A 23152-nucleotide genomic window follows, 5' to 3' on the forward strand; every position below is an offset into this window, starting at 1 on the left:
TAATATGATGCAAACGGGCCAGCGCGTATTGTTTATCGCACCGCGTTTTTTTGGTTATGAAAAAGAGATTCAGGCTGAATTGGAAGCCGCCGGTTGCGAAGTTGATTGGTATGACGATAGACCTTCATCAACGCCGTTGATGAAAGCGGCGATTCGATTTCGTCCCGAACTGGTCAAGAAAATAGTCAATGACTATTTTGACGAGATCGTCAGACGAGCCGCGGTCGCTGCCTATGATGTCGTATTTGTCATCAAGGGAGAGGCACTTCCTGTCGGGAAAATTCAAGCATTGAAACAGGTTTTGCCACAGGCGAGATTTTTATACTATACCTGGGATTCTTTGAGGAATTTCAAGAATAGCCACGAAAAATTGCCTTATTTTGACAAGGTTTACAGTTTCGACCGATTTGATTCGATTGACAATGAGAATATCCGGCACCTGCCTTTATTTTATTCGCGTGCCTACGAAATCTTGGGGCAATCGGATAAATCAAAAGAGAGGCAGGATATCGATCTTTTATTTTTAGGGTCAATACATTCTGATCGTTACCCGGTTGTGCGAAAAATATGGGCTGCTGCAAAACAGGTTGCACCTGAAATTTCCGTTTATGCTCATTTTTTCTATCAAAGCAAATGGGTTTTTGCGATACGTAAAATCACGGATCGGCAATTCAGGAAGATTCCCTGGAGAGATGTGAAATGGAATTCATTAAATATTAAAAATACGCTGGAGCTGATAGGGCGAAGTAAAATATTGATTGATGTGCACCACCCGGGTCAAACTGGATTGACTATGCGGACTATAGAATGTCTTGGCGCTAAGATAAAATTAATCACTACAAATCCTGAGGTAAAGATTTATGATTTTTATAATCCAGATAACATTCTTGTAGTTGACCGGGAGAGACCAGTTATTCCTGAAAATTTTATGCATGCTGCATTTCATCCTCAAGCTGAGAATATCTATGGGAAATATAGTTTGCGAGAGTGGTTGGCTGAGATATTTTACTGAAGGATAGAAAAACGAATGAAAAGATCTTTTGATTTATTATTGGCGCTAGTTGCATCGATTGTGCTGATTGTTCCCATAATTCTCGTTTCTTTGTTCGTCAGGCTTACATCGGTGGGGCCGATTATTTATTGGTCCGATCGTGTAGGACGTCGTAATAAAATCTTCAAAATGCCAAAATTTCGTACTATGCGCATCGATACCCCGGCGGTTGCGACTCACTTATTGCCAGACCCAAAGAAATTTCTGACCCCCATAGGATCTTTTTTGCGTAAATCGAGTCTCGATGAATTACCGCAATTGTGGAGCATAATTACCGGGGATATGAGTTTTGTCGGCCCCCGACCAGCACTATTCAATCAGGATGACTTGATCGCATTAAGAACAGAGTACGGTGTGGACAGTTTGTTGCCGGGCTTGACCGGATGGGCGCAAATCAATGGCCGGGATGAGTTGCCAATAGCCGAGAAGGTGAAACTGGATGTTGACTACCTTCAACGGCAATCATTTTTTCTTGACATACAAATCATATTCCTTACCTTTCTCAAGGTTATTCGCAGAGATGGTATTACGCATTAATTGTCAGCCGAAATTGGAAAGCATCCTGGTTAAGATATGAATCCGATATGCTCTCACTTCACTGAATTGTCGACATGATTTCTTTCTTAAATTTATCTCGCCTTCATAAGCAGGTAATCGCCGCAACTGCGGATCTGATTCTGTTGCCTGTCACATTTTGCTTGGCAATATGGCTGCGCCACGATGGCCTCAGCAGTTGGTTGTTGCATCAGTATGGCCTGCTGATCGTGGCTGCGCCGTTTATTTCGATCCCTATTTTTATCAGACTGGGTTTGTATCGCGCCGTCATTCGATTCATCGACCATAAGATTGTCTATGTCGTGGTGCTTGGAGTTACTTTATCGGTAATCACTCTGGGTGCGATCGGGACATTTACGCAGACGGCGGGTTATTCCCGTGCGGTTTTCGGCATATATTGGGTTAGCGCAATTTTATATGTAGCAGCAAGTCGATTTTTGGCACGCGGATATCTGCTGCGCGTCAGCGGCATAGTGGGGGTGGTTCCGGTGGCGATTTATGGCGCGGGTCAAGCGGGAACACAATTGGCTAGTGCGCTTCGGGCAGGAAATGAATATTTGCCTGTGGCATTTATTGATGATAAAAAAGAACTACAAAAAGCAACTATTGCCGGAATCAAAGTCTTTGATGCAGAAGACCTGCCCAATTTAATTGCGCGATACAAAGTCAAGGAAATATTACTGGCCATGCCATCCTTGAGCAAATTACAGCAAAAACATATTCTCGATAAACTTGAGCCGCTTAAGGTAAAAATTAAAGTAACGCCCCCGATCAAAAGCTTGATTAATGGTGAGTTGAGGGTGCAGGACATTCGCGAAGTGGAAATTGAAGATCTGCTCGGACGTGATCCGGTGGAGCCTAATCCGGAATTGATTTCTGCCTGTATCGTGGATAAATCTGTAATGGTGACTGGTGCCGGCGGATCCATCGGTTCTGAGCTTTGCCGTCAGATCATTCGTCAGCGGCCTTCGCGTTTGATACTGCTTGAAATGTCAGAATACGGGTTGTACGCGATTGAGCAAGAATTGAGTGAATTGCAACGAAATATTGGCTTCAACATTGAATTGCTGCCATTCCTTGGCTCCGTGTTGGAAACTGAGAAATGTGCCCGTATCATGCGAACATTTTCGGTAGAAACGGTATATCACGCTGCAGCCTACAAGCACGTCCCATTGGTTGAGCACAATCCGATTGAAGGCATACGGAACAATGTGTTTGGTACGCTAAGTGTGGCGAAAGCCGCCATGGCCTCCGGCGTCAAATCATTTGTGCTGATTTCGACCGACAAGGCAGTACGGCCAACAAATGTAATGGGTTCTACCAAACGGTTTGCTGAGCTGATATTGCAGGCGTTTTCTCGAGTGCAAGGGAAAAGTCCATCGAAGACACGATTTTGCATGGTGCGGTTTGGTAATGTACTGGGTTCCTCCGGGTCAGTTGTGCCCTTGTTTCGCAAGCAAATCATGGCAGGTGGGCCTATAACATTGACGCATCCTGAGATCACTCGTTATTTCATGACGATTCCCGAAGCAGCGCAATTGGTGCTGCAGGCTGGCGCCATGGGACAGGGAGGGGATGTGTTCGTGCTGGATATGGGAGAACCGGTAAAGATTATCGACCTGGCGAAGCGCATGGTCCATTTGAGCGGACTTGAAGTATTGTCTGATTTAACACCGGATGGCACCATAGAAATTAATCATGTAGGTTTGCGGCCTGGTGAAAAATTGTACGAAGAATTATTGATTGGCGAGAATGTCGAGGGTACCGAACATCCGTTGATCATGCGTGCGCAAGAAGTTGAGATTCCGTGGGCAATCCTGGAAGATCTTCTGGCTAAACTGGAAGATGCATGTGCCGCATTCGAATATGAGGATATACGTGCTTTGCTATTGAGAACGGTTGCTGAATATTCACCGCAATGCGGGATTGAGGACTTTATCTGGCGAGCCAAGCATCGTATAACGGGTGCAGATGCTGGTGACGTGATGCTACATTGATTGCGAAAACAATATTTGATTGAATTTTATTGTATGGAGGTAACATGGATTTGTCAGGGCTATCAGTTGTCGAGTTGCGTGCATTGCAAGACCAGATCAAACAAGCTTTAAAAGATCGCGAACATCAGGAGTTGGCTAAAGCACGCGAACAAATTTTGGCTATCGCGCAAAATGCAGGAATCTCGCTGCAGGATCTGCTGGGTGCTCAGCCGCGCAGCAAGAACGCTGTGTCCAAGACAAAAGTAGCGGTCCGTTATCGTCATCCGTCGGATCCCTTGCTGCAATGGACAGGTCGTGGTCGCCAACCTAAATGGATTCAGGACTGGGTCGCTTCTGGCCAATCGCTGGATGCCATACGCGTATAACAATCGCCGTTTTTGCGAGTAGCGCCAATCTGATGATTGGCGCTTAAATCGTTGACGTGTGCCTGAAGCAGGTCACACATATCTCCGTTCGGCTTATTGCATCGGTCACGCCGGTAGTGGTATGCGAATTGTCTAGCGGCTGCGTTTTTTGCGGAATAAACGCCACATTTCATTACACAAAACTATGCTTCCACTTTCAAAATCCATATTCAAGGCTTACGATATCCGAGGCGTCGTCGGTAAAACTCTGGACATCGGCATCGCGCGCCAGATCGGCCAGGCCTTCGGCACCGCCGCCCGGGCCAAAGGTGAAAAGACCGTGATTATCGGCCGCGACGGCCGTTTATCCGGACCTGAACTTGCCACCGCCCTGGCTGCCGGCTTGCGCGATGCCGGTGTGGATGTGGTCGACCTGGGAGTAGTGGTGACGCCGATGGTGTATTTCGCGACCCATGTACTGAGCGCACAGTCCGGCATCATGGTCACCGGCAGCCATAATCCGCCTGATTACAACGGCTTCAAGATGGTGCTGGCGGGCGAGGCGATATATGGCGAGACCATCCAGCAGCTGTACCAGGCCATCGACGACGGCAGCGTCGAGGCAACCATATCTGTGCCAAGCGGCAGCTACCGCCAGCACGACATCAGGCAAGCTTATCTGCAGCGCATCGTCAGCGACACCAAGCTGGCGCGGCCGATGAAGATCGTGGTCGATTGCGGCAACGGCGTCGCTGGCGCCTTTGCCGGCGAGCTGTATCGCGCGCTCGGCTGTGAGGTGCAGGAGCTTTTCTGCGAAGTGGACGGCACTTTCCCCAACCACCATCCCGATCCGGCCCATCCGGAGAACCTGCAGGACGTGATCCGCGCCCTGCAGAATTCGGACGCCGAAATCGGCCTGGCCTTCGACGGCGATGGCGACCGCCTCGGCGTGGTCACCAAGGATGGCCAGATCATCTATCCGGACCGGCAGCTGATGCTGTTTGCCGCGGACGTGCTGACACGCCATCCGGGCCGCGAGATCCTGTACGACGTCAAATGCACGCGCCACCTGGCGCCGTGGATTACCGCGCATGGCGGCAAGCCGCTGATGTGGAAGACCGGCCATTCGCTGGTCAAGGCCAAGATGCGTGAAACCGGGGCGCCGCTGGGTGGTGAGATGAGCGGCCATGTGTTCTTCAAGGACCGCTGGTACGGTTTCGACGACGGCTTGTACGCTGGCGTGCGCTTGCTGGAACTGCTGAGCCGCGAAAGCGATCCGTCGGCGGTGTTGAACGCGTTGCCGCAATCGTCCAGCACGCCCGAGCTGCAGCTGAAACTGGAAGAAGGGGAGAACTTCAGCCTGATCGAAAAACTGCAAGGCGAGGCGAAATTCCCCGGCGCCGACGACATCATCAAGATCGACGGCCTGCGTGTCGAATATCCGGACGGCTTCGGCCTGGCGCGCTCATCCAATACCACCCCGGTCATTGTGATGCGCTTCGAAGCCGAGTCGCCATCGGCGCTGCTCCGTATCCAGTCTGAATTCAAGCGTGTGATCCTGGCTGCGAAGCCAGACGCAGCGTTATCCTTCTAACCCACTCGACGAATTGGCCGCGGCTTGAACATCTTGATCGTCCGCGTCTCCTCATTAGGCGACGTGGTCCACAACATGCCGATGGTGTCGGATATCCGGCGCCATTATCCCGATGCGAATATCGACTGGGTAGTCGAAGAGGGCTATGTCGGCCTGGTACGCATGAATCCCGACGTGCGCCGTATCATTCCGATTGCCTTGCGGCGCTGGCGCAAGAGTTTGTTTTCCGCCGCCACGCGGGCGGAAATCTCCCATTTCAGGCAACAGCTCAAGCTGGATGCCTATGATGTCGTGTTCGATACCCAGGGGCTGCTGAAAACCAGCGCGGTAATGCGCATGGCGCGGCTCGCTCCGAATGGCCAGCGGGTCGGGTTGGCGAATGCGACCGAGGGATCAGGCTATGAACCTCTGTCGCGCATATTTCACACCAGGAGCGTCGAGGTCGGCTTGCATACGCACGCTGTATTGCGTGCCCGCGAAGTCGCGGCAAAGGCGCTTGGCTACAGCGTCGAGGGCATCGCCGATTTCAACATGCATCCCCCCGCCATGGCGCCTGCCGACAATCCTGCATGGCTGCCGGATGCACCATATGCAGTTTTTTTTCACGGCACGGCACGTGCTGCCAAGCAGTGGCCGAACAGTAGCTGGATAAGCATTGCCGCGGTACTTGCCGAGCGCGGGTTGCTGGTGCTGCTGCCTTGGGGCAGCGATGCCGAGAAGGCCAATGCGGAGCAGTTGGCAAGCCAGATGAGCAATGCGCGGGTGCTGCCTAAATTGCCGCTGATGGAAGCGGTGCTGCTGGCCCAGCGTGCCGCGCTGGTGATTGGCGTCGATACCGGCCTGACTCATATTGCCGCAGCCTTCAAACGTCCAACCATCGAGCTGTATTGCGATTCGCCCCGCTGGAAAACCGAAGGCAACTGGTCGCCGCAAATCGTCAACCTGGGAGAACTCGGAGCGCCGCCCTCTGTGGAGCAAGTTGCGCAGGCAATTGGCCAGCTGACGGCATAAGCTGATTGGCGGAAGGCAGCAGGAGTCGAACCTACCCGGGAGCGACTGGCGCCCCCCACCGGGTTTGAAGCCCGGCCGCATCACCGGATACGTGTGCCTTCCTCGGTTATGGCGCTCTATCTTATCCTGATTCTGTATGCTCGCGCCATCCTGGCCAGGTAGCCTCGCCGTCGCGCAATGCATGCGCGTCGCGCACGCGACGGGTATAGCCTATGCGGTCAAAAAATTCCAGGATCTGGATGGCGCGCTTGCGTCCCAGTCCTGTAGCGTCGCGCCACTGTGCGGCGTTCACACCCGCAGTCGCGCTAGTGCCTTGTCCTGAATGTCGTCCAGTTGCCAGGTCCGCCAGCAGTGCGGCCAGCTCGCGCACGCGATCATGGTGATAAAACAGGTCACGCTCAATTTGATATACCAGCCCTTGCCGCAGCAATTTGCGTAGCAGCTGCCGCATCTGTTCCTCTGGAATCTTATGCGCCTGCGCCAGCTCACGCACCCAGGGCGGATCGAATCTTGCCGCTGCCAGCGTCGGCAACAGTTGCTGCGCTAGCGCCTGCTCGTCGTCCGACAGCGACACCGCATGTTGCGGCAGGTGCAGCCATGGTCCGCTACGCTGGATCGTCGCCTCGCCGATGAGTGAGCAGATGACTGCCTGCCATAGCGCATTGTCCAGCGCCGGCAGCGCCATGCGCCTCAGGCGCGCAGCATCCACACCCTGTTCATCGGGAAAGCGCGCATGAAAATCCGCGAGGGCGGTTACCGCCAGCGTTCTTAGAGACTGCCACTGCTCCGGCAGCATCACAAAATTATCCTGCTCTTGCGAATTGATCGCAATGGATCGCGCACCTTCCGGCAATTGCAACGCAGCCGATGGCAGGCCGCTGAGCTGCATCAGCGTGGACAGGCGCATGCCGCCGGGCGAAGCGGCTTGCAGCAGGGCGTTGATGCCGGCGCCATCCAGCATCTGCTGCATGGCGTCGAGCCAGGCCTGGCGTTCCGGCGCGCGGCGTTTGCGCGCCGGGGCGAGCGGGTCCAGCACGTGACCGCCGCCTATCGTCATGTTTGCCTGCGCATTGCGGACGATGAATCGATCGCCGGGAATGGCGCAGACGGGAGATTCGAATAGCAGCTGCACCCTGCTGCGGTTGCCGGCAGCCAGTGAACTCCCTTCCAGCAGCGTGACTTGGGCGACTTGATGCAGGGTGCCCAGATGCACATGCAGGGGAGAACGGTTGCGCAGCAATACGCCGGCATGGGCCGACAGCTGGAGTTCCACATCCATCCTGGTCGATGCGGTCATGGCGGATGGGGCAGCCAGCCAGTCGCCGCGTTTGATGGCGTCTTTGTCGATGCCGCTCAGGTTGAGCGCGCAACGCTGCCCGGCGTGGCCGCTGGCGGCTGGCTGGTTTTGCACATGCAGGCTGCGCACCCGCACGCTATCGCCGGCCGGCATCAATGCCAGGTGGTCGCCAACGTGGACCTGGCCGGAGAAAACGGTGCCGGTCACCACTGTACCGTGCCCGACGAGGGTAAATACGCGATCAATCGCCAGCCTGAACAGGCCGTCATCGCGGCGCGGCGGCATGCGCTGTGCGACCTGGTGCAAGTGGCGCTGCAGGGCGGCGGTTCCGGCATCTTGCGCATGATGCGCCGCGACGGCAAAGACCGGCACATCCGCCAGTTTGGTAGACGCCAGCAGCTCACGAATTTCTCTGGTGACTTCCGTTATACGCACCGCATCGACGCGGTCAGTCTTGGTCAATGCTACCGCGCCGGCGCTGATGCCCAGCCACTGCAGGATTTCCAGATGCTCGCGCGTCTGCGGCATGACGCCGTCATCGGCGGCGATCACCAGCAACGCGAAATCGATGCCGGACGCGCCGGCCACCATCGTATGCACCAGGCGTTCGTGGCCGGGCACGTCGATAAATCCCAGCACCTCGCCGTTCGGCAGCGCTGTGTAGGCATAGCCCAATTCAATCGAAATGCCCCGGGCCTGTTCCTCCTTGAGGCGGTCGGTGTTGACGCCGGTCAGCGCCTTGATGAGCGTGGTCTTGCCGTGATCGATATGCCCGGCGGTGCCGACGATCATATGGACAGGCCTTGCAGCTGCGTGCTGAACAGGGCTTCGTCCTGCTGTTCCAGGCAGCGGCAGTCCAGCCACAGCGCATCGCTGGCGATCCGTCCTATGACAGGACGCGGCAGCTGGCGCAGGGCTTTCTCCAGCTTGTCGAGCGCGCGGCCATGGCGCTTGCCGCCGTTGGCGGCATTCCCGGCACGAACCACCAGGCCATGGCTAGGCAATTGATCGACGGGCAGGGCGCCGCTGCCGATCTGGCTGAACATGGCTTCGGCGCTGACGGTATAGTGTGTTCCGAGTGCGTTCTGCAGCGTCGGCAGCAGGCGTTCGGCTTGCGCTTTGATCGCCGGCTGGCTGCGGGTAAGCAGGCGCAGCGTCGTCAGGCGTTCCGCCAGGAATTCCGGCGCCAGGTACAGCCGCAGCACTGGTTCCAGCGCGGCCAGGGTGAGCTTGCCGACGCGCAGGGCGCGCTTCAGCGGATTTTTCTTGATGCGGCGTATCAGGTCGGCGCGGCCGACGATCAACCCGGCCTGCGGCCCGCCCAGCAGCTTGTCGCCGCTGAAGGTGACCAGGTCGGCGCCTTGGCGCATGGTTTCCCGCACCGTGGTTTCTCCAGGCAAGCCCCACTGCGTCAGGTCCACCAGCGTGCCGCTGCCAAGGTCGACGGTCACAGGCAGCCCGTGCGGCCGCGCCAGTTCCGCCAGTGTGCTGACTTCCACGCTGCGGGTGAAGCCGCTGATGGCGTAATTGCTGCAATGGACTTTCATCAGCATCGCGCTGCGAGGCGTGATGGCGTTAGCGTAATCCGCTGGATGGGTGCGGTTGGTAGTGCCGATTTCCACCAGCTTTGCCCCTGCTCGCTGCATGATGTCGGGAATGCGGAATGCGCCGCCAATCTCGACCAGCTCGCCGCGCGAGACGATGACTTCCTTTCTTTGCGCCAGTGCATTGAGCATCAGCAGCACCGCGGCTGCGTTGTTGTTGACTACGGTGGCGGCCTCGGCGCCGGTCAGTTCGCATAGGACATCTTCAACCAGGCTGTCGCGGTCGCCGCGGCCGCCGGTTTCCAGGTCGAATTCGAGATTGGCGGGAGATGTCAGCGCACTGACTACCGCTTGCACTGCTTCGTCCGGCAACAGGGCGCGGCCGAGGTTGGTATGCAGCACGGTGCCGGTGAGGTTGAACAGCGCGCGCAGGTGCAGTCGGCTGGCGGCTGTCAGTTGTTTCTCAAGAATGGCGATCAGCTGCGAGTCATCGACGTCTGCCGGTATCAGTTTGCCAGCCAGCGCATCGGCTCTCAGCTTGTCCAGGTGCTTGCGCAGCGCCGCGGTCAGCTGCGTACGCCCATACAGCGCCAGCAATGGCTTGATATCTGCCAGGTTCAGGACCCGGTCCACCGAGGGAATATCGCTGGCGGAGGCTGTCGAAGTGGCGGCTGTCCCGGCCGGCGTGATTGCTGCAGCCATTCAATCCTCCATGGATTGCCAGAGCAAGGGGTTGCCGCGCCGGCGTGCATAAGCAGTTTCACCCATCAGCAGGTCCAGGGCTATGCTGGCCAGGTCATCGGCCAGCGGTTCGATATAGGGGTCTTTTTCCTGGTAGAAGATTTTAAGCCAGCTATGGCATTCGTCGCAGGTTTCCGCCTTGATGGCTGCCGGGCCGTCTTCTATGACCTGGTAAGCAATGCCCTTGGTGGAGTCGCAATGGCTGCACTTGATGCGCACCATATGCCATTCGGCGGCGCACATGCTGCATTGTAAATAACGGTGCCCCTGCGACTGCCCATCCATCCGCACCACGCTGGCTACCGGCAGCGAGCCGCAGCACGGGCACAGGCCGGGCGCATCGAGCAGCGGTACGTCGCGTTCGCTGAAACGGGTTACAAGATCGCAGCACACCACTTGCAAGGCCGCGGCGTAGAACGGCGCCGTGGCAGGATCGACAATCTCGTTGTTGCCGTGCAGGATGGCTTCGGCCTGGCTGTCGCGCTGGTTGGCGCTGCTTTGCCGGATACGCGCTATCAGTTGCGTTACGGCTAGCGGGACGCCGCCCGCTATCGCGACGTGCCCCAGCAATTGTTCAAGGACCACTTGCCAGTGTGGACTGCGCACCTGGTCCGTGGCCAGGATCAGCGGCATCAAATGCGTGTTTGCGAGATTGATGCGGGCCTGATCCCGGGCATGGTCATTCGGTTCGCCGGCCAGTTTGTCCAGGGCCAGTTGTTGCGCTCCTGCCAGCACCGCCATCAGGCTCAGGTATTCGCCGATGGCGTTGCCGGCCGCGAGTTGCTTCAGGCGCTGCGCGCGATTGCCGAATACGCTCGCACGCTCCGGCAGGCGAATACGTGGAATGGCGTTGTGATCGAGCGCTTCAATTTCACCTGGTTCGAGAATGCGTTGCAAAGTAATCCCTTTATTTAATCCCTTTATTCGCCAGTCATCTTCCGGTACCACGCCGGGTGGTGCTTGCGCGCCCAGGCGCGGCTGACCGTTCCGCGCGTCATGGCGCCTATCGTGCCCTTGATCCACAGCGCGGCATAGATATGCACGACGATGCCGACGATAAGCAGGAAACTGCACAACGCATGCAGCACGACTGCCGCCCGGATGACGAATATCGGGAATATCCATGAGAACCAGGCGCGCCAGATGACGATGCCGGACAGCAGCAATCCGATCATGCAAGCAATCATCATCCAGAATAACAGCTTCTGGCCGCCGTTGTAGCGGCCTACCGGCGGCAGGTTTTCTTCGCGGTTGTTGACTACGTCGCGTATGCTTTTCAGCCAGGCGATGTCGTTTTTTTCGATCAGGTTGTGCCGCCAGAAGCCCAGCGCCAATATCGCAAAGCAAAGGAACATCACCAGCCCGATGAACGGATGCAGGATCCGCGTCCATGGTCCGCCGCCCAACACGAAGCTGAGCCAGAACATGGCTGGATGAAACAGCGCCAGCCCGGATAGCGCCAGTATGACAAACGTGATGGCAACGATCCAATGGTTGATGCGTTCCTTGGCGTTATAGCGCTGGATGCTGTCTTTTTTTATATCGCGTTCGGAATTGTTCATGGTGGCGAATCCTGCGAGTTGACGTCGGGATTGTTCGCGTTGGCTTCGGGCGGAGCGAGCAGAGCGGCAGGTTTTGCCGCACTGGTTTCGTCCCGTTCCGCAGCCTCGTCTTCTTCCGTGACTTCGCTTGGTCCGACCTTGATATAGTGGAAAAATCCTGCCAGCGCGGTCAGGGCGATGCCCGCCAGCGCCAGCGGCTTGGCGGCGCCTTTCCACAAACCGACCAGCGGACTGATGCGCGGATTGTCCGGCAGGCCGTGATACAGCGACGGCCGGTCGGCGTGGTGCAGCACATACATGACATGGGTGCCGCCCACGCCTGGTGGGTCGTACAGCCCGGCCTTGTCGAACCCGCGTTCCTTGAGGTCGAGGATACGCTCTGCAGCATGCTCCTTCATGTCCTCCTTGGTGCCGAAGACGATGGCGCCGGTAGGGCAGGTCTTGACGCAGGCCGGTTCCTGGCCGACTGCCACGCGGTCCGAGCACAGCGTGCATTTATAGGCCTTGTTATCCTTCTTCGAAATGCGCGGCACGTCGAACGGGCAGCCGGTTACGCAATAGCCGCAGCCGATGCAGTTTTCTTCATGAAAATCGACAATACCGTTGTTGTACTGGACGATGGCGCCAGGCGAAGGACAAGCCTTGAGGCAACCCGGGTCTTCGCAGTGCATGCAGCCGTCCTTGCGGATCAGCCATTCGAGATTGCCGTCCGGGTTTTCATATTCCGAGAAACGCATGACGGTCCATGAATGCTCCGTCATGTCGGGCGGATTATCCAGTACACCGACATTGACGCCGACCTCGTCGCGCAGATCGTTCCATTCCATGCAAGCAGTCTGGCAGGCCTTGCAGCCTATGCATTTGGTGACGTCGATCAGCTTGGCCACAGTGCCCGTCACCGGCTCGCGCACGCCGGGCGGCGGCGTGGTGGTGGCGGACACCCGCTTTATATCTAATGATTGCAGCGCCATGGCTTCTCCTATGCTTTCTCGACCTTGACCAGGAACGACTTGAATTCCGGTGTTTGCGAATTGCCGTCCCCCACGCCAGGCGTCAGCGTGTTGGCAAGGTAGCCCGGTTTCGCCACGCCCTTGAAACCCCAGTGGATCGGGATGCCGACGTGGTGCACAGGTTTACCTTCAATCATCATTTTCTTGATGCGTTTCGTCACCACCGCGACGGCGACGATATAACCGCGCTTGGAGCTGACCCTGACGCGCTCGCCGGCGACCACGCCGACTTCCTTCGCCAGCTCTTCGCCGATTTCCACAAACTGCTCAGGCTGCAGGATGGCGTTGAGGCGTGCGTGTTTGGTCCAGTAATGGAAATGCTCGGTGAGCCGGTAGGTGGTGCCGACATGCGGGAAGGCATCGGCCTTGCCGAACATGGCGCGGTCGTCAGGGAATACCCGTGCGCCCGGGTTGCTGGTCGCCGCCGGATTTTTGGGAAACAGCGGGTTATAGCCGACCGGCGTTTCGAACGGTTCGTAATGCACCGGGAACGGTCCTTCGGCCATGCCGGCGCGGGCAAAGAAACGCGCCACGCCTTCCGGGTTCATGATGAATGGACCCATGCCGCCGGCGGGCGCTTCGTCGACCTTGAAATCGGGCACGTCGACGCCGCCCCATTTCTGGCCGTTCCAGCCGATCAGCTTGCGTTTCGCATCGAACGGCTTGCCGCTGATATCGCATGAGGCGCGGTTATACAGGATGCGGCGGTTGGCAGGCCACGCCCACGACCAGTTCAGGGTCTGGCCGATGCCGGTCGGATCGGAGTTGTCGCGGCGCGCCATCTGGTTGCCGGCCTCGGTCCAGCAGCCGGCGAAAATCCAGCAGCCGCAGGCCGTACTGCCATCGTCGCGCAGTTCGGCAAAACCGGCCACCTGCTCGTTTTTCTTGCGCACGATCTTGCTCGCATCCTTGGGATCGGCCAGGTCGCTCAGTGCACGGCCGTTGTATTCCTTGGCCAGCTCGTCCGCGGTCGGGCTTTCCGGATTGGCGTAGGGCCAGGCCAGGTTGACGATTGGATCCGGATATTTGCCGCCGTCCTTGACATACATCTTGCGGATCTTCAGGAACAGCTCCGACATGATCTCCAGGTCGCTGCGCGCTTCGCCCGGGGGCTCTGCGCCTTTCCAGTGCCATTGCAGCCAGCGGCCGGAATTGACCAGTGATCCGTCTTCTTCGGCAAAGCAGGTGGTCGGCAGGCGGAACACCTCGGTCTGGATCTGGCCCGGGTCGACGTTGTTGAACTCGCCGTGGTTTTGCCAGAACTCGGAAGTCTCGGTGGCCAGCGGATCCATGATGACCAGGAACTTCAGCTTGGCCAGGCTGGCGCCGATCTTGCCCTTGTCCGGCGCCGCCGCCAGCGGATTGAAACCCTGCGCGATATAGCCGTTGACCTTGCCTTGTTTCATCAGCTCGAACACCTGCAGCATGTCGTACGGCTTGTCCAGCTTGGGCAGGTAATCAAAGGCCCAGTTGTTGTCTGCCGTGGCGGCATCGCCCCACCATGATTTCATCAGGCTGACATGGAATTTGCCATAGTTCTGCCAGTAGCTCAGCTGGTTCGGACGCAGCGGTTTGCTGGCGCGCGCGGCGATGTACTTGCCGTAATCCTGTTCGGATTCAGAGGGCAGCGTCATGTAGCCAGGCAACAGGTTCGTCATCAGCCCCAAATCGGTCAGGCCCTGGATGTTCGAGTGGCCGCGCAGCGCATTCATGCCGCCGCCGGCAATGCCGATATTCCCGAGCAGCAGCTGCACCATGGCGCCGGTGCGGATGATTTGCGAACCGATCGAATGCTGGGTCCAGCCGAGTGCGTACAAGACAGTGCCGGCGCGCGTCGGCGACGCGGTCGATGCCAGCATTTCGCATACCTTCAGGAATTTCTCCTTGGGCGTGCCGCAGACGCTTTCCACCATTTCCGGCGTATAGCGCTCGTAATGCTTTTTCATCAGGTTGAAGACGCAGCGCGGATGGGCCAGGGTCGGGTCGGTCTTGACAAAACCGTCGTCGCCCAGCTCGTAGTCCCAGGTGGTCTTGCTGTAGTTGTGCTTCTCTGCGTTGTAGCCCGAGAAAATGCCGTCTTCGAACGTAAAATCTTCGCGCACGATGAACGTGAAATCGGTGTAGTTCTTGACGTATTCGTGCTGGATCTGGTCCTTTTCCAGCAGGTAGCGGATCACCCCGCCGAGGAAAATGATATCCGTGCCGGTACGGATAGGCGCGTAGAAATCCGCCACCGAGGCCGAACGCGTAAAGCGCGGATCAACCACGATCAGCTTCGCCTTGTTATGCGCCTTGGCTTCCGTCACCCATTTAAAACCGCAGGGATGGGCTTCGGCGGCATTGCCGCCCATGATAAGTATTACATCCGCATTCTTGATGTCGACCCAATGATTCGTCATCGCTCCACGGCCAAACGTCGGGGCAAGACCTGCCACCGTCGGACCGTGTCAGACACGCGCCTGGTTATCGAACGCCAGCAGCCCGAGGCTGCGCATGGTTTTATGCGTCAGGTAGCCGACTTCGTTGCTGCTGGCCGATGCCGCCAGCATGCCTGTAGTCAGCCAGCGGTTGACGGTCAGGCCCTGCGGCGTCTTTTCGACAAAATTGGCGTCGCGGTCCTGTTTCATCAGCGTTGCAATGCGGTTCAAGGCGTCATCCCAGGACATCCGTTTCCATTCCTTGGAGCCGGGCGCCCGGTATTCGGGATATTGCAGGCGGTTGGGGCTGTGGATGAAATCGAGCAGCGCCGCCCCTTTGGGACAGAGCGTGCCGCGATTGACCGGATGGTCGGGATCGCCTTCAATGTGGATGATGCTGGCCTTGGCATTTTTTGCGCCGTCGCCGAGGCTGTACATCAGGACGCCGCAGCTGACCGAGCAGTAGGGGCAGGTGTTGCGGGTTTCGGTAGTACGCGCCAGTTTATAGCTGCGTACCTCCGCCAATGCCGGCGCCGGCGAAAATCCCATCAGCGCCAGGCTCGAACCTGCCAGGGTAGCGCCAGTCGTTTTAAGGAACTGGCGTCTTGACATGTGAACCATGGGTAGACCTCTCTTTGTGCATTAATGCCAAATCGCGTCGGAGCATGCGGTTTTATTATAGGATGGATTATTGTTTGCCAACAGAGGGAAATATGTTTGTCCGGTTGGCATGGTGAATCGACCCGATCCAATTTGGCAAGGTGTCCGATTTATTGCTAATTTGGTAATTATAAGAGGATTTCAGGATTCCATCTGGAAGAGCTTATTTCCGAACTACGGCCACCAGATTTAGAGATGGCTGCACATTTGGCGCAATTGTGATGTGCGATTCATCAAAACTGAATTGTTGCGACGGGCCAGATGACTGGTGCTTACTTCTTAACGCATGAAGCACGTTCAACAGCTTCACTCTCAAGAACCTTGGTATGAAAGGCAGTGTGAAAGGGAGTGTTATCCATTTCACTTTTGCACAGCGCCGCAGTTCTATTCCAATCACATCCTGGCGGCCGCTCATGTGCTGTATCTGGACGTCCGTAAAAGTTCTGCTTAATGTTCTTCGGAGCGAGTTTGTGCTGTACTCCCGAATGTGCCAGCGATTCCACGGGGACTGGAAGGGCAGCAGACGGGTGCTGCGGTCCGGGGTTACCAGCAGCAGGTGTCCGCCGGGAGCCAGGACGCGGTGAATTTCCGACAGATAATGCGCGGTTTCTTGAATGTGTTCAAAAACCTGGAACGAAAGCACCGTATCAAATGACTGGTCCGGAAACGGCAGGCGGCTATCCGGCGGGCAGCAATGGAAGTCAAGGTTATCCGCTGCGTAGTGCTGGCTGGCGTACGCAATGGCGTCATCTGCCACATCGACAGCATGCACATGAGCAGCAGTTTTTGAAATGCGGGCCGAGCCATAACCGCTGCCGCAGCCATAGTCGAGAACACGTTTTCCCGTTGTGAACTGCTCGGCAAAATTGTAAGTGGCGATATGCATTACATAGATGACGTAGTCCTCGAGCGAAGAGTGGTAATGCTCAACGATCATTCTTTCGCCGGTAGGTTCGAGATTCATGGTGTGGATAGAGATTAAGAAGAATGCGCTGCGCGCCGTGAAAAAATCAGCATGGCATAACCGGCCAGGAAGCAAAGGCTGTCACCCAATATGGTTGCCAACCTGAAGGCGACAATGATGAGAAGAGCGCTTGGTCCTGGATAGCTGGCGCTGAGCATGCCTAGCATGATTACTTCGCGGACACCCAAGCCGGCGGGTGCGCCCGGTGTGAAAAAACCGGCGACCCAGGCGAGGGAAAAGCTGGCCAGCAGCAGCATGAAATCATGTTTTGTTGCTGGCAGCAATACTGTCGCCATCAGAAAAATCCCAATGCCGATCATGACGTAGTTCAAGCAGTAGGCCGCCAGGGCTTTCAGTAGTGTATTCGAATGGGGCAGCAATCCCGCCAGCGATGAATTGCCGTAGGCCGGGGCAAACCGTTTGAGTAAGCGTGGCATCAGGGGGCGATAAAGCAATAGCGCAGCGATTAACACCCCAACCAGCACCGGAATGAAAATGGCCTGGTTTGCGGATGTAAAGCTGGCGAGGCCGGTTTGTGAAAAAAAAGCGCCAGCCATCCCAATGATTAAGGCAGCGAGCAGGGCGAGCAATGTTTCTGAAAATACGGTCAACAAAAACGGCTGAATGGCGATACCGCGCGTCATCGACATCGCAGCTCGGCCAATATGCTGTCCGACGTTCCCTGGAAGATATTTCGCCATCTGGGTGACACCCATGATCATCGATAGCTCGTGCCATGAATGAGGGCAGCCGATATCCGCAAGCATGTTTTTCCAGGCCCATGCACTTACCGGGATAATGGTGGCGTAGAGCAGTGCGGCCATGAGTATGCCTCCCAGCGCCGGCGCCGTGAGGTAATGCGATATGTCGGCAATGGTCAAGGTCTTGACCGTATATCCCATGAAAGCAATCACGGCGGCCAAGCCAATCATCAAGCCCAACAGACGGTAGATCCGTTTCAGCATCGGCGTCTGGCCTTGAGGACATAGCCGCTGCCTAGATCGCGGTTGATGAAAATATTCTGTATCGCCGAGAATATTTGCAGCGTCCACTTTCCCGGAACTGAGCTTAACAATGGATAGAGCTTCATGTGAGGCTTGCGGTCGGTGCCGCTCCTGTCATTGTTTTGCTTACGGTTCGCACTGTCGTTCTGGGCATTGTCATATATGCGACGGGCATAGATAGGGGCGCTGATCCATTCGCTCAGATTCGTGAGTGGAAATCCATAGCACTCGAATATTTCCACTTCCAGTCCGGCATCCTGCAGCAGTGCTATCAAGGATTCGCGTTCATAACGTCGGAAATGTCCGGCCCATTTGTCGCCCGCGCGCCATAATTTCATGTGAGCCGGCACGGACAGCAACAGTTGTCCGCCTGGCTTGATCCACGATACCCACTGTGCCAATGCCTGCTGGTCGTCCTCGATGTGTTCCAGCACGTCAAAAGCGCATAACACATCAAAACGGTTCTGCCATTGCGTGCCGGGCAGCGCATGAAGCGGAATGTCCTGGCCGAATTTGTCGATTACCGATTGCGATAACTTGCGTGCTTCGACGGAAAGCTCTAGCGCTTCACACTGGAATCCATTGCTGGACAACTCAACCAGCAATGCCGCGGCGCCTGAACCGATCTCCAGCAGCCGTCCGGGCGCCATCTTGCGCATCAACTGCCGAATTCTCGCTCGCCGCATCAGATAACGTGGCGCGGGAACCCAGCCTAGTTCCGGTACTGCTGGTCCAAGTATGGGGTCAATTTTCATTGTTGATCTTGAAATTTTCTTTTGTGAGCAGCCATTTACGGAACTGGGCTCCGACAGCTGTGGCATCAATCCTGTCTGCAAGATTGATGTGACAACCAATCTTGCCGTCATTTGCCGGCATATTACCCGCATACGATTTCACTGCATGCGCCAGCGCAACTGCGTTGGCGGCAGGGATCAGAGAGACACATGGGGGACTGTGCTGCAGGAGTTCCCGGATAGCCTGAGAGTCTCGTGTAATCAATGGCTTTTGTGCTGCAATAATCTGGTAAACCTTGTTCGGTATGACATTGGCAGCCTTTTCCGAGTTGCCAAAAATGCCGAGGCAGATATCTGCTTGCTGAATCCAGGTGATTAGGTCCGGGTAATCAACCCAATCAAGCCAGCGCAGGCGAGGCAAGGGCGCTTTTGCAAGCATCTCACGAATGCGCAGCGTTTCTTGTCCCTTCCCGATCAATATCCAGTCTATTTCTTCATCGCACAGCAAACCGGCGGCTTCTACAATGTATTCGATCCCATGCAAGGGAATAAATTGGCCGTAGAACAGTACCTGCAAAGGTTTTTCTGGTTGGGGAGGAGCTGCCGGGAAGACTGGAAATTTTTCTGTTTCCGCGCCTACCCAGACCGTGCCGCATTCGCCGTCAGGTAAACGAAAGAGTCGTTCCAGGCGTCTGGCATGTGCTTCTGTATCCATGAAGATCCCGTCGGCGGCCCTGACGGCGAGCCACTCGAAGCCCCATAATATGCGGGAAACCGGGTGCCGGACACTGAACAGTCGGCGGTCATCAACCACCGTATCGTAGGCCGAGATAAATACATCCCATGCTACCGGCACGCGCCTCAGCCAGGCAAAACAGCGGATGACCAAGACATCGAACAAGCCTGGGTAGCTGACAAGGACAAGATCATGAGCCGGCAATTGCAGATATCGCCAGATCAGGGAGGGATAGCAGGAAAAAAGGCGGAGCATCAAGGCAAGCTTGCCGAAAATGCTGCTTACCTGGCTTTTGTCTTCAACCCCGCTCCAGATATCTGCATGGCATTCGATCAATTCAAAGCCGTTTTTCCTCATGCCATCGAGCAGTAGCCTCACCCGCGGCTTGCCGGTGTCATAGGTACCCCACAAGACGATTTTCATCGAATCTGCTTAAGCCGCGATGTCATCGGACGGCGGCACTGATTGCATATCATGATCAATCGAATGATCCAGTACTGCGTTCACGCCTTTGTCATCCCGTAGCCGAAAACGCACATCTTCTATCAGTTTGCGGTTAGCCGCCAGCAGATCTGCCAAAAAAGCTACCAGCAAGGTTTGAAATCCCATTACCAGCAAGACAGCGGCAAGGATCAGCGATTGTATGTGGCCGCCGCCTTCGCCGCCGACGTATTTCCACATGAAGCGCAAACCGATCAGCAGGCCAGCGCCGAATAATATGGCGCCAATTGTCCCGAAGAAGCGAAACGGACGATAGATGATGAAAATCCGTACGATGGTGACCACGCTCCGTGTTACATACGATGAGATGCTTTTGACCAGGCGCGATGGCCGCAAGTCTCCATTTACCCGAATCGGCACCGAAGTGATGCTCATGTTCTTCTGGCCGGCCTGGATGATGGTTTCCAGCGTGTAGGTGTAGCTGCTGAAAACGGTCAGGTTCTGGGCGGCAGTGCGGCTGATGGCGCGGAAGCCGCTGGTGGCGTCCGGTATGTCCGTCTTGCTGGCGACACGAACCACCCAGCTGCCTAATTTCTGCAGCATTTTTTTTACCGGCGAAAAGTGTTCGATTGCCTCAATCGGGCGTGCGCCGACGACGATATCGGCTTGATTGGCGACAATAGGCGCGGTAAGCGCAGGAATATCATTCGCATTGTATTGGTTGTCAGCGTCGGTATTGACGATGACGTCCGCTCTCAAATGCAGGCAGGCTTCCAGTCCGGTCATGAACGCACGTGCCAAGCCCTGATTGCGGGTATGGCGGACCACGTGGTCGACACCGTTTTCTCTTGCGACCTTGACAGTGTCGTCGCTGCTGCCGTCGTCAACGATCAACCATTCCACACTATCAAACCCTGAGACTTTTCTGGGTAATGCGGCAAGTGCAATGGCGAGGGTTCCTGCTTCGTTATAACAGGGGATTTGAATAATCAGTTTCACTTTGCTCCATTACTTCTATATTGATATCCGTAGGATAGGGCGAATTTATATCATCTGACTTCAACGCAATCCTGATCTTGTTGGCCAAAACAGTACTGAAATGCTTAAGCCACACAGTACCGTTAGCACGATTGCCCATATGGGTTTCTTGTTTGACTCTGTCATCACACTGATAGAAAACACCAGGCTCTTGTCCAGTTCCTGATTGCCACGGCGCGCGTGCCCTCGTGTGATATCCGATGTCATCCAGGCAGTAATGGCCTTACCCGGCGGGCTGTCGACTCCCTTAAGGGTCAGGGTGGTGGACTTATGTGCAATATCTCTCAGAGGAAGGGCGTTAAAACAAAAGCGCTGATAGTCGTTATCATGCACTGCGTTTGCATTAAGCAATATCTCTTGCGACATATGCCCTGCGCGCAAATCCATCGAAAAAGTACCGCTATTTTTTCGATCATTATAATTCGCCAGTATAAGATCAATACAAAGCGTACCTTTCTGATTCAATTTTGAATCGCTTATCAAATTCCAATCGACGGGTTGTTCAAGTTGAAAACCAGTTGTGATTTCACCTGCTGGGGTTGGCTTCAGAATTTCTGGCGGGGCGAGAATAATATATTCATATTTCTCTGAATATGCGTCTCCCAGAAAAAAGAAAATAAATATGCTAAAGCCAGTGATCCACAGAAAAAAAATGGAAAACGAATTTAAAAATTTCATGAGTAATATTTAAGATAAAACGGTAAGGCCTGTTTAACATAAACTGAAAGTTCTGCGCATGCTAACAGTGTAATTCCAATATTGATAACAATTTTTGGGATATGCAGGCGCAGCAATATAATGGAGGCAGATAAAATTACTAACGGAATGGCCGGGTAGAAATATCTGCCTTGGGCAGCTCTCAAGACCCCTTCTGTGAGGTAGGCATCATAAATATGATGTAGGAAAACAGAGCCAAAAAATAATGTCACAGCAAGACCATACAGAGCCAGTCTGTCAACTCTATCTTTGATGTAAAAAATCAAAGGAATCGATATAATTCCTAGGAATATTGATATTGGAATGCAGGAAAATAATATAAATGTAGAGTCCGTGAAACTCGTAATGTTAATGAAAATCGCAGCAGCGGATGCCATGAAATAAGCAGCCATCAGCGGTACGGATCGATATCGATAATTTTTTAAATGGAAGTTTGCCAGCGCTATGAAAGAATTGTCATTTAATGGAGCAGGGTTCTCCCTGGATACGTGCAAAAGAAGCATCCAGATATAAATTAAGCCGATGCACGACAAGGCGAACAGAATACCCAAAAATATATCATAGGGGACACCGCTTGCCGTAATGCTAATAAATTTTAGGGGGCGTGGCAGTACATCGTATTCAAGAAATATTTTTTCAGAAGATGGCGTTATATGTCCAAACATGCCATAAAATAAATGAGCTATTGAATCGAAGACAGGCTGCGACCTTATATAATCAGAAAAACTTTGCTGCAAGGGGATTTCTAGTCCCGGTTTTCTATGAGTTCCAGATGTATATAGAGGGAATTGAAAATACACAAAATTGCGTATCATCCATGCGGCAGGTATTGAGAAAGCAATGATAAGTATTTTTATTGCATGCTTCAGCCGATTTTCTCTTGGGAGTTCCAGTATCAGAATAAGTACCATTGGAACAAGCAAAACCAGAGGAGTCATCATTTTGGTTCCACCAGCAATGGCTAACCATATTGCGCAGCGATATGCATCTTTGATTTTTCGATTAATTATGTAATACGAAAAAAAAAGGGTCGCTAAAGCGCAAAACAGAAAAAGCGACATGTCATGATTGGTGCCTGAAGACAAATGCGAGACCATCGGGATGAAACCGATTGCTGCTGCGAGGGCGGTGGAGCGCGGTGGATCCAACCCGATTGCTGTGAAAGTACGGAACAGAACCAACAAAAGTAAAGCCCCAGACAATGCGGACGATATGCGTGGCAGGCGGACTAGAACATCCATATCAGTGCTTACCCAGCGTCCTATCTTCAGCGGTATAGCAGAAATAGCATAATACACAGGGGGATGTTGCGCAATCCAGTTATACGCTGGCTGGGAATCTGGAGTTCTTTCAAGGTACCCCATAACATCAGTACCTATTACCGATTTTCCGATTGCAGGAACACTCAGTACGGGTATCCCTTTTCCGTAGGCAATATCCTGAGTATATGCAAAATGTCCAATTTCATCCGGGACTGCTGAAAATGGCGTTATGAAGAAAGATAAAAATAACGCCTTTATCAGAAAAATTAGAGAAATTAAGAGTATAGGCAAGGGGTAATTCTTAAGGATATTTTTCATATTTGGCATGTATTGCCTACCTTTAAGAATATTAAAATCGTAGTTAAAAAAATGCTATTGATGGTTTTTTATCAACATGTAATTCGAAGGCCTTGCTAAGATGTAATTTTCAGGGAAGTAGCTGGAAGAAATATGACTTAACGTATCAATTTGTA

Annotated in this window: 19 protein-coding genes and 1 tRNA gene; 6 read left to right on the plus strand and 14 right to left on the minus strand. The window is 54.5% G+C overall.

Going from position 1 to position 23152, the window contains the following annotated elements; all coding sequences use genetic code 11:
* Positions 1-4: 4 nt before the first annotated feature.
* The 6 genes from CFU_RS04200 (at position 5) to waaC (ending at position 6552) form a co-directional block, all read left to right on the plus strand.
* Positions 5-1012, plus strand: a complete 1008-nt coding sequence (locus CFU_RS04200; protein ID WP_014004801.1) for a hypothetical protein — start codon at positions 5-7, stop codon at positions 1010-1012.
* Positions 1013-1027: 15 nt separating this feature from the next.
* Complete coding sequence (locus CFU_RS04205; RefSeq protein WP_041741250.1) at positions 1028-1588, plus strand: sugar transferase; 561 nt, start codon at positions 1028-1030, stop codon at positions 1586-1588.
* Between the two features lie 74 nt (positions 1589-1662).
* Complete coding sequence (locus CFU_RS04210) at positions 1663-3603, plus strand: polysaccharide biosynthesis protein (RefSeq protein ID WP_014004802.1); 1941 nt, start codon at positions 1663-1665, stop codon at positions 3601-3603.
* Positions 3604-3647: 44 nt separating this feature from the next.
* Positions 3648-3968 (plus strand): H-NS family nucleoid-associated regulatory protein, encoded by a 321-nt coding sequence (locus tag CFU_RS23650; RefSeq protein ID WP_081466402.1) that lies wholly within the window; start codon positions 3648-3650, stop codon positions 3966-3968.
* Between the two features lie 184 nt (positions 3969-4152).
* Positions 4153-5541, plus strand: a complete 1389-nt coding sequence (locus CFU_RS04215) for a phosphomannomutase/phosphoglucomutase (protein WP_014004803.1) — start codon at positions 4153-4155, stop codon at positions 5539-5541.
* A 24-nt stretch (positions 5542-5565) separates the two neighbouring features.
* On the plus strand, positions 5566-6552 hold the full coding sequence (waaC, locus tag CFU_RS04220) for a lipopolysaccharide heptosyltransferase I (protein ID WP_014004804.1): 987 nt from the start codon (positions 5566-5568) through the stop codon (positions 6550-6552).
* A 6-nt stretch (positions 6553-6558) separates the two neighbouring features.
* Here the strand turns inward: waaC and CFU_RS04225 are convergent.
* The 14 genes from CFU_RS04225 to CFU_RS23660 all read right to left on the minus strand — a co-directional run bounded on the left by CFU_RS04225 (position 6559) and on the right by CFU_RS23660 (position 23006).
* A tRNA-Sec gene (locus CFU_RS04225) sits at positions 6559-6654 on the minus strand.
* A gap of 19 nt (positions 6655-6673) precedes the next feature.
* Positions 6674-8641: a selenocysteine-specific translation elongation factor gene (selB, locus tag CFU_RS04230; protein ID WP_041741252.1), complete on the minus strand. Its 1968-nt coding sequence runs from the start codon at positions 8639-8641 to the stop codon at positions 6674-6676.
* Entirely contained in the window at positions 8638-10095 is a 1458-nt protein-coding gene (gene selA / locus CFU_RS04235; RefSeq protein ID WP_014004806.1) for an L-seryl-tRNA(Sec) selenium transferase, read from the minus strand. The genes selB and selA overlap by 4 nt, the downstream gene beginning before the upstream one ends.
* Positions 10096-11031, minus strand: a complete 936-nt coding sequence (gene fdhE / locus CFU_RS04240) for a formate dehydrogenase accessory protein FdhE (protein WP_148264755.1) — start codon at positions 11029-11031, stop codon at positions 10096-10098.
* Positions 11032-11054: 23 nt separating this feature from the next.
* On the minus strand, positions 11055-11696 hold the full coding sequence (locus CFU_RS04245; protein ID WP_014004808.1) for a formate dehydrogenase subunit gamma: 642 nt from the start codon (positions 11694-11696) through the stop codon (positions 11055-11057).
* Positions 11693-12667, minus strand: a complete 975-nt coding sequence (fdxH, locus tag CFU_RS04250; RefSeq protein WP_014004809.1) for a formate dehydrogenase subunit beta — start codon at positions 12665-12667, stop codon at positions 11693-11695. Before fdxH ends, CFU_RS04245 begins: the two co-directional genes overlap by 4 nt.
* 8 nt (positions 12668-12675) lie before the next feature.
* Positions 12676-15744: a formate dehydrogenase-N subunit alpha gene (gene fdnG, locus CFU_RS04255; RefSeq protein WP_014004810.1), complete on the minus strand. Its 3069-nt coding sequence runs from the start codon at positions 15742-15744 to the stop codon at positions 12676-12678.
* Positions 15745-15946: 202 nt separating this feature from the next.
* Positions 15947-16747, minus strand: a complete 801-nt coding sequence (locus CFU_RS04265) for a class I SAM-dependent methyltransferase (protein WP_081466404.1) — start codon at positions 16745-16747, stop codon at positions 15947-15949.
* A 14-nt stretch (positions 16748-16761) separates the two neighbouring features.
* A complete protein-coding gene (locus tag CFU_RS04270; RefSeq protein WP_041741260.1) occupies positions 16762-17712 on the minus strand; it encodes a lysylphosphatidylglycerol synthase domain-containing protein in 951 nt (316 codons plus the stop codon).
* On the minus strand, positions 17706-18506 hold the full coding sequence (locus tag CFU_RS04275; protein WP_041741262.1) for a class I SAM-dependent methyltransferase: 801 nt from the start codon (positions 18504-18506) through the stop codon (positions 17706-17708). Before CFU_RS04275 ends, CFU_RS04270 begins: the two co-directional genes overlap by 7 nt.
* Positions 18496-19644 (minus strand): glycosyltransferase, encoded by a 1149-nt coding sequence (locus CFU_RS04280; RefSeq protein WP_014004813.1) that lies wholly within the window; start codon positions 19642-19644, stop codon positions 18496-18498. Before CFU_RS04280 ends, CFU_RS04275 begins: the two co-directional genes overlap by 11 nt.
* Positions 19645-19653: 9 nt before the next feature.
* The gene (locus tag CFU_RS04285; protein WP_014004814.1) at positions 19654-20661 is read right to left on the minus strand and encodes a glycosyltransferase family 2 protein; all 1008 of its coding nucleotides are present in this window, start codon (positions 20659-20661) and stop codon (positions 19654-19656) included.
* 60 nt (positions 20662-20721) lie between these two features.
* Positions 20722-21378 (minus strand): hypothetical protein, encoded by a 657-nt coding sequence (locus CFU_RS23655; protein ID WP_081466406.1) that lies wholly within the window; start codon positions 21376-21378, stop codon positions 20722-20724.
* A complete protein-coding gene (locus CFU_RS23660) occupies positions 21375-23006 on the minus strand; it encodes a glycosyltransferase family 39 protein (protein ID WP_014004815.1) in 1632 nt (543 codons plus the stop codon). The genes CFU_RS23655 and CFU_RS23660 overlap by 4 nt, the downstream gene beginning before the upstream one ends.
* Positions 23007-23152: the final 146 nt, after the last annotated feature.

It is taken from the genome of Collimonas fungivorans Ter331 (assembly GCF_000221045.1).
GTDB classification, from domain to species: domain Bacteria; phylum Pseudomonadota; class Gammaproteobacteria; order Burkholderiales; family Burkholderiaceae_D; genus Collimonas; species Collimonas fungivorans_A.

Coding starts and splice junctions, on each gene's coding strand:
- CFU_RS04275 (WP_041741262.1), bottom strand. CDS start 18,506: ATGAAAATTGACCCCATACTTGGACCAGCAGTACCGGAACTAGGCTGG.
- selA (WP_014004806.1), bottom strand. CDS start 10,095: ATGGCTGCAGCAATCACGCCGGCCGGGACAGCCGCCACTTCGACAGCC.
- CFU_RS04205 (WP_041741250.1), top strand. CDS start 1,028: ATGAAAAGATCTTTTGATTTATTATTGGCGCTAGTTGCATCGATTGTG.
- CFU_RS04280 (WP_014004813.1), bottom strand. CDS start 19,644: ATGAAAATCGTCTTGTGGGGTACCTATGACACCGGCAAGCCGCGGGTG.
- CFU_RS04265 (WP_081466404.1), bottom strand. CDS start 16,747: ATGAATCTCGAACCTACCGGCGAAAGAATGATCGTTGAGCATTACCAC.
- CFU_RS04210 (WP_014004802.1), top strand. CDS start 1,663: ATGATTTCTTTCTTAAATTTATCTCGCCTTCATAAGCAGGTAATCGCC.
- CFU_RS23655 (WP_081466406.1), bottom strand. CDS start 21,378: ATGAAATTTTTAAATTCGTTTTCCATTTTTTTTCTGTGGATCACTGGC.
- CFU_RS23660 (WP_014004815.1), bottom strand. CDS start 23,006: ATGCCAAATATGAAAAATATCCTTAAGAATTACCCCTTGCCTATACTC.
- CFU_RS04245 (WP_014004808.1), bottom strand. CDS start 11,696: ATGAACAATTCCGAACGCGATATAAAAAAAGACAGCATCCAGCGCTAT.
- selB (WP_041741252.1), bottom strand. CDS start 8,641: ATGATCGTCGGCACCGCCGGGCATATCGATCACGGCAAGACCACGCTC.
- CFU_RS04270 (WP_041741260.1), bottom strand. CDS start 17,712: ATGCTGAAACGGATCTACCGTCTGTTGGGCTTGATGATTGGCTTGGCC.
- CFU_RS04200 (WP_014004801.1), top strand. CDS start 5: ATGATGCAAACGGGCCAGCGCGTATTGTTTATCGCACCGCGTTTTTTT.
- CFU_RS04215 (WP_014004803.1), top strand. CDS start 4,153: ATGCTTCCACTTTCAAAATCCATATTCAAGGCTTACGATATCCGAGGC.
- CFU_RS23650 (WP_081466402.1), top strand. CDS start 3,648: ATGGATTTGTCAGGGCTATCAGTTGTCGAGTTGCGTGCATTGCAAGAC.
- fdxH (WP_014004809.1), bottom strand. CDS start 12,667: ATGGCGCTGCAATCATTAGATATAAAGCGGGTGTCCGCCACCACCACG.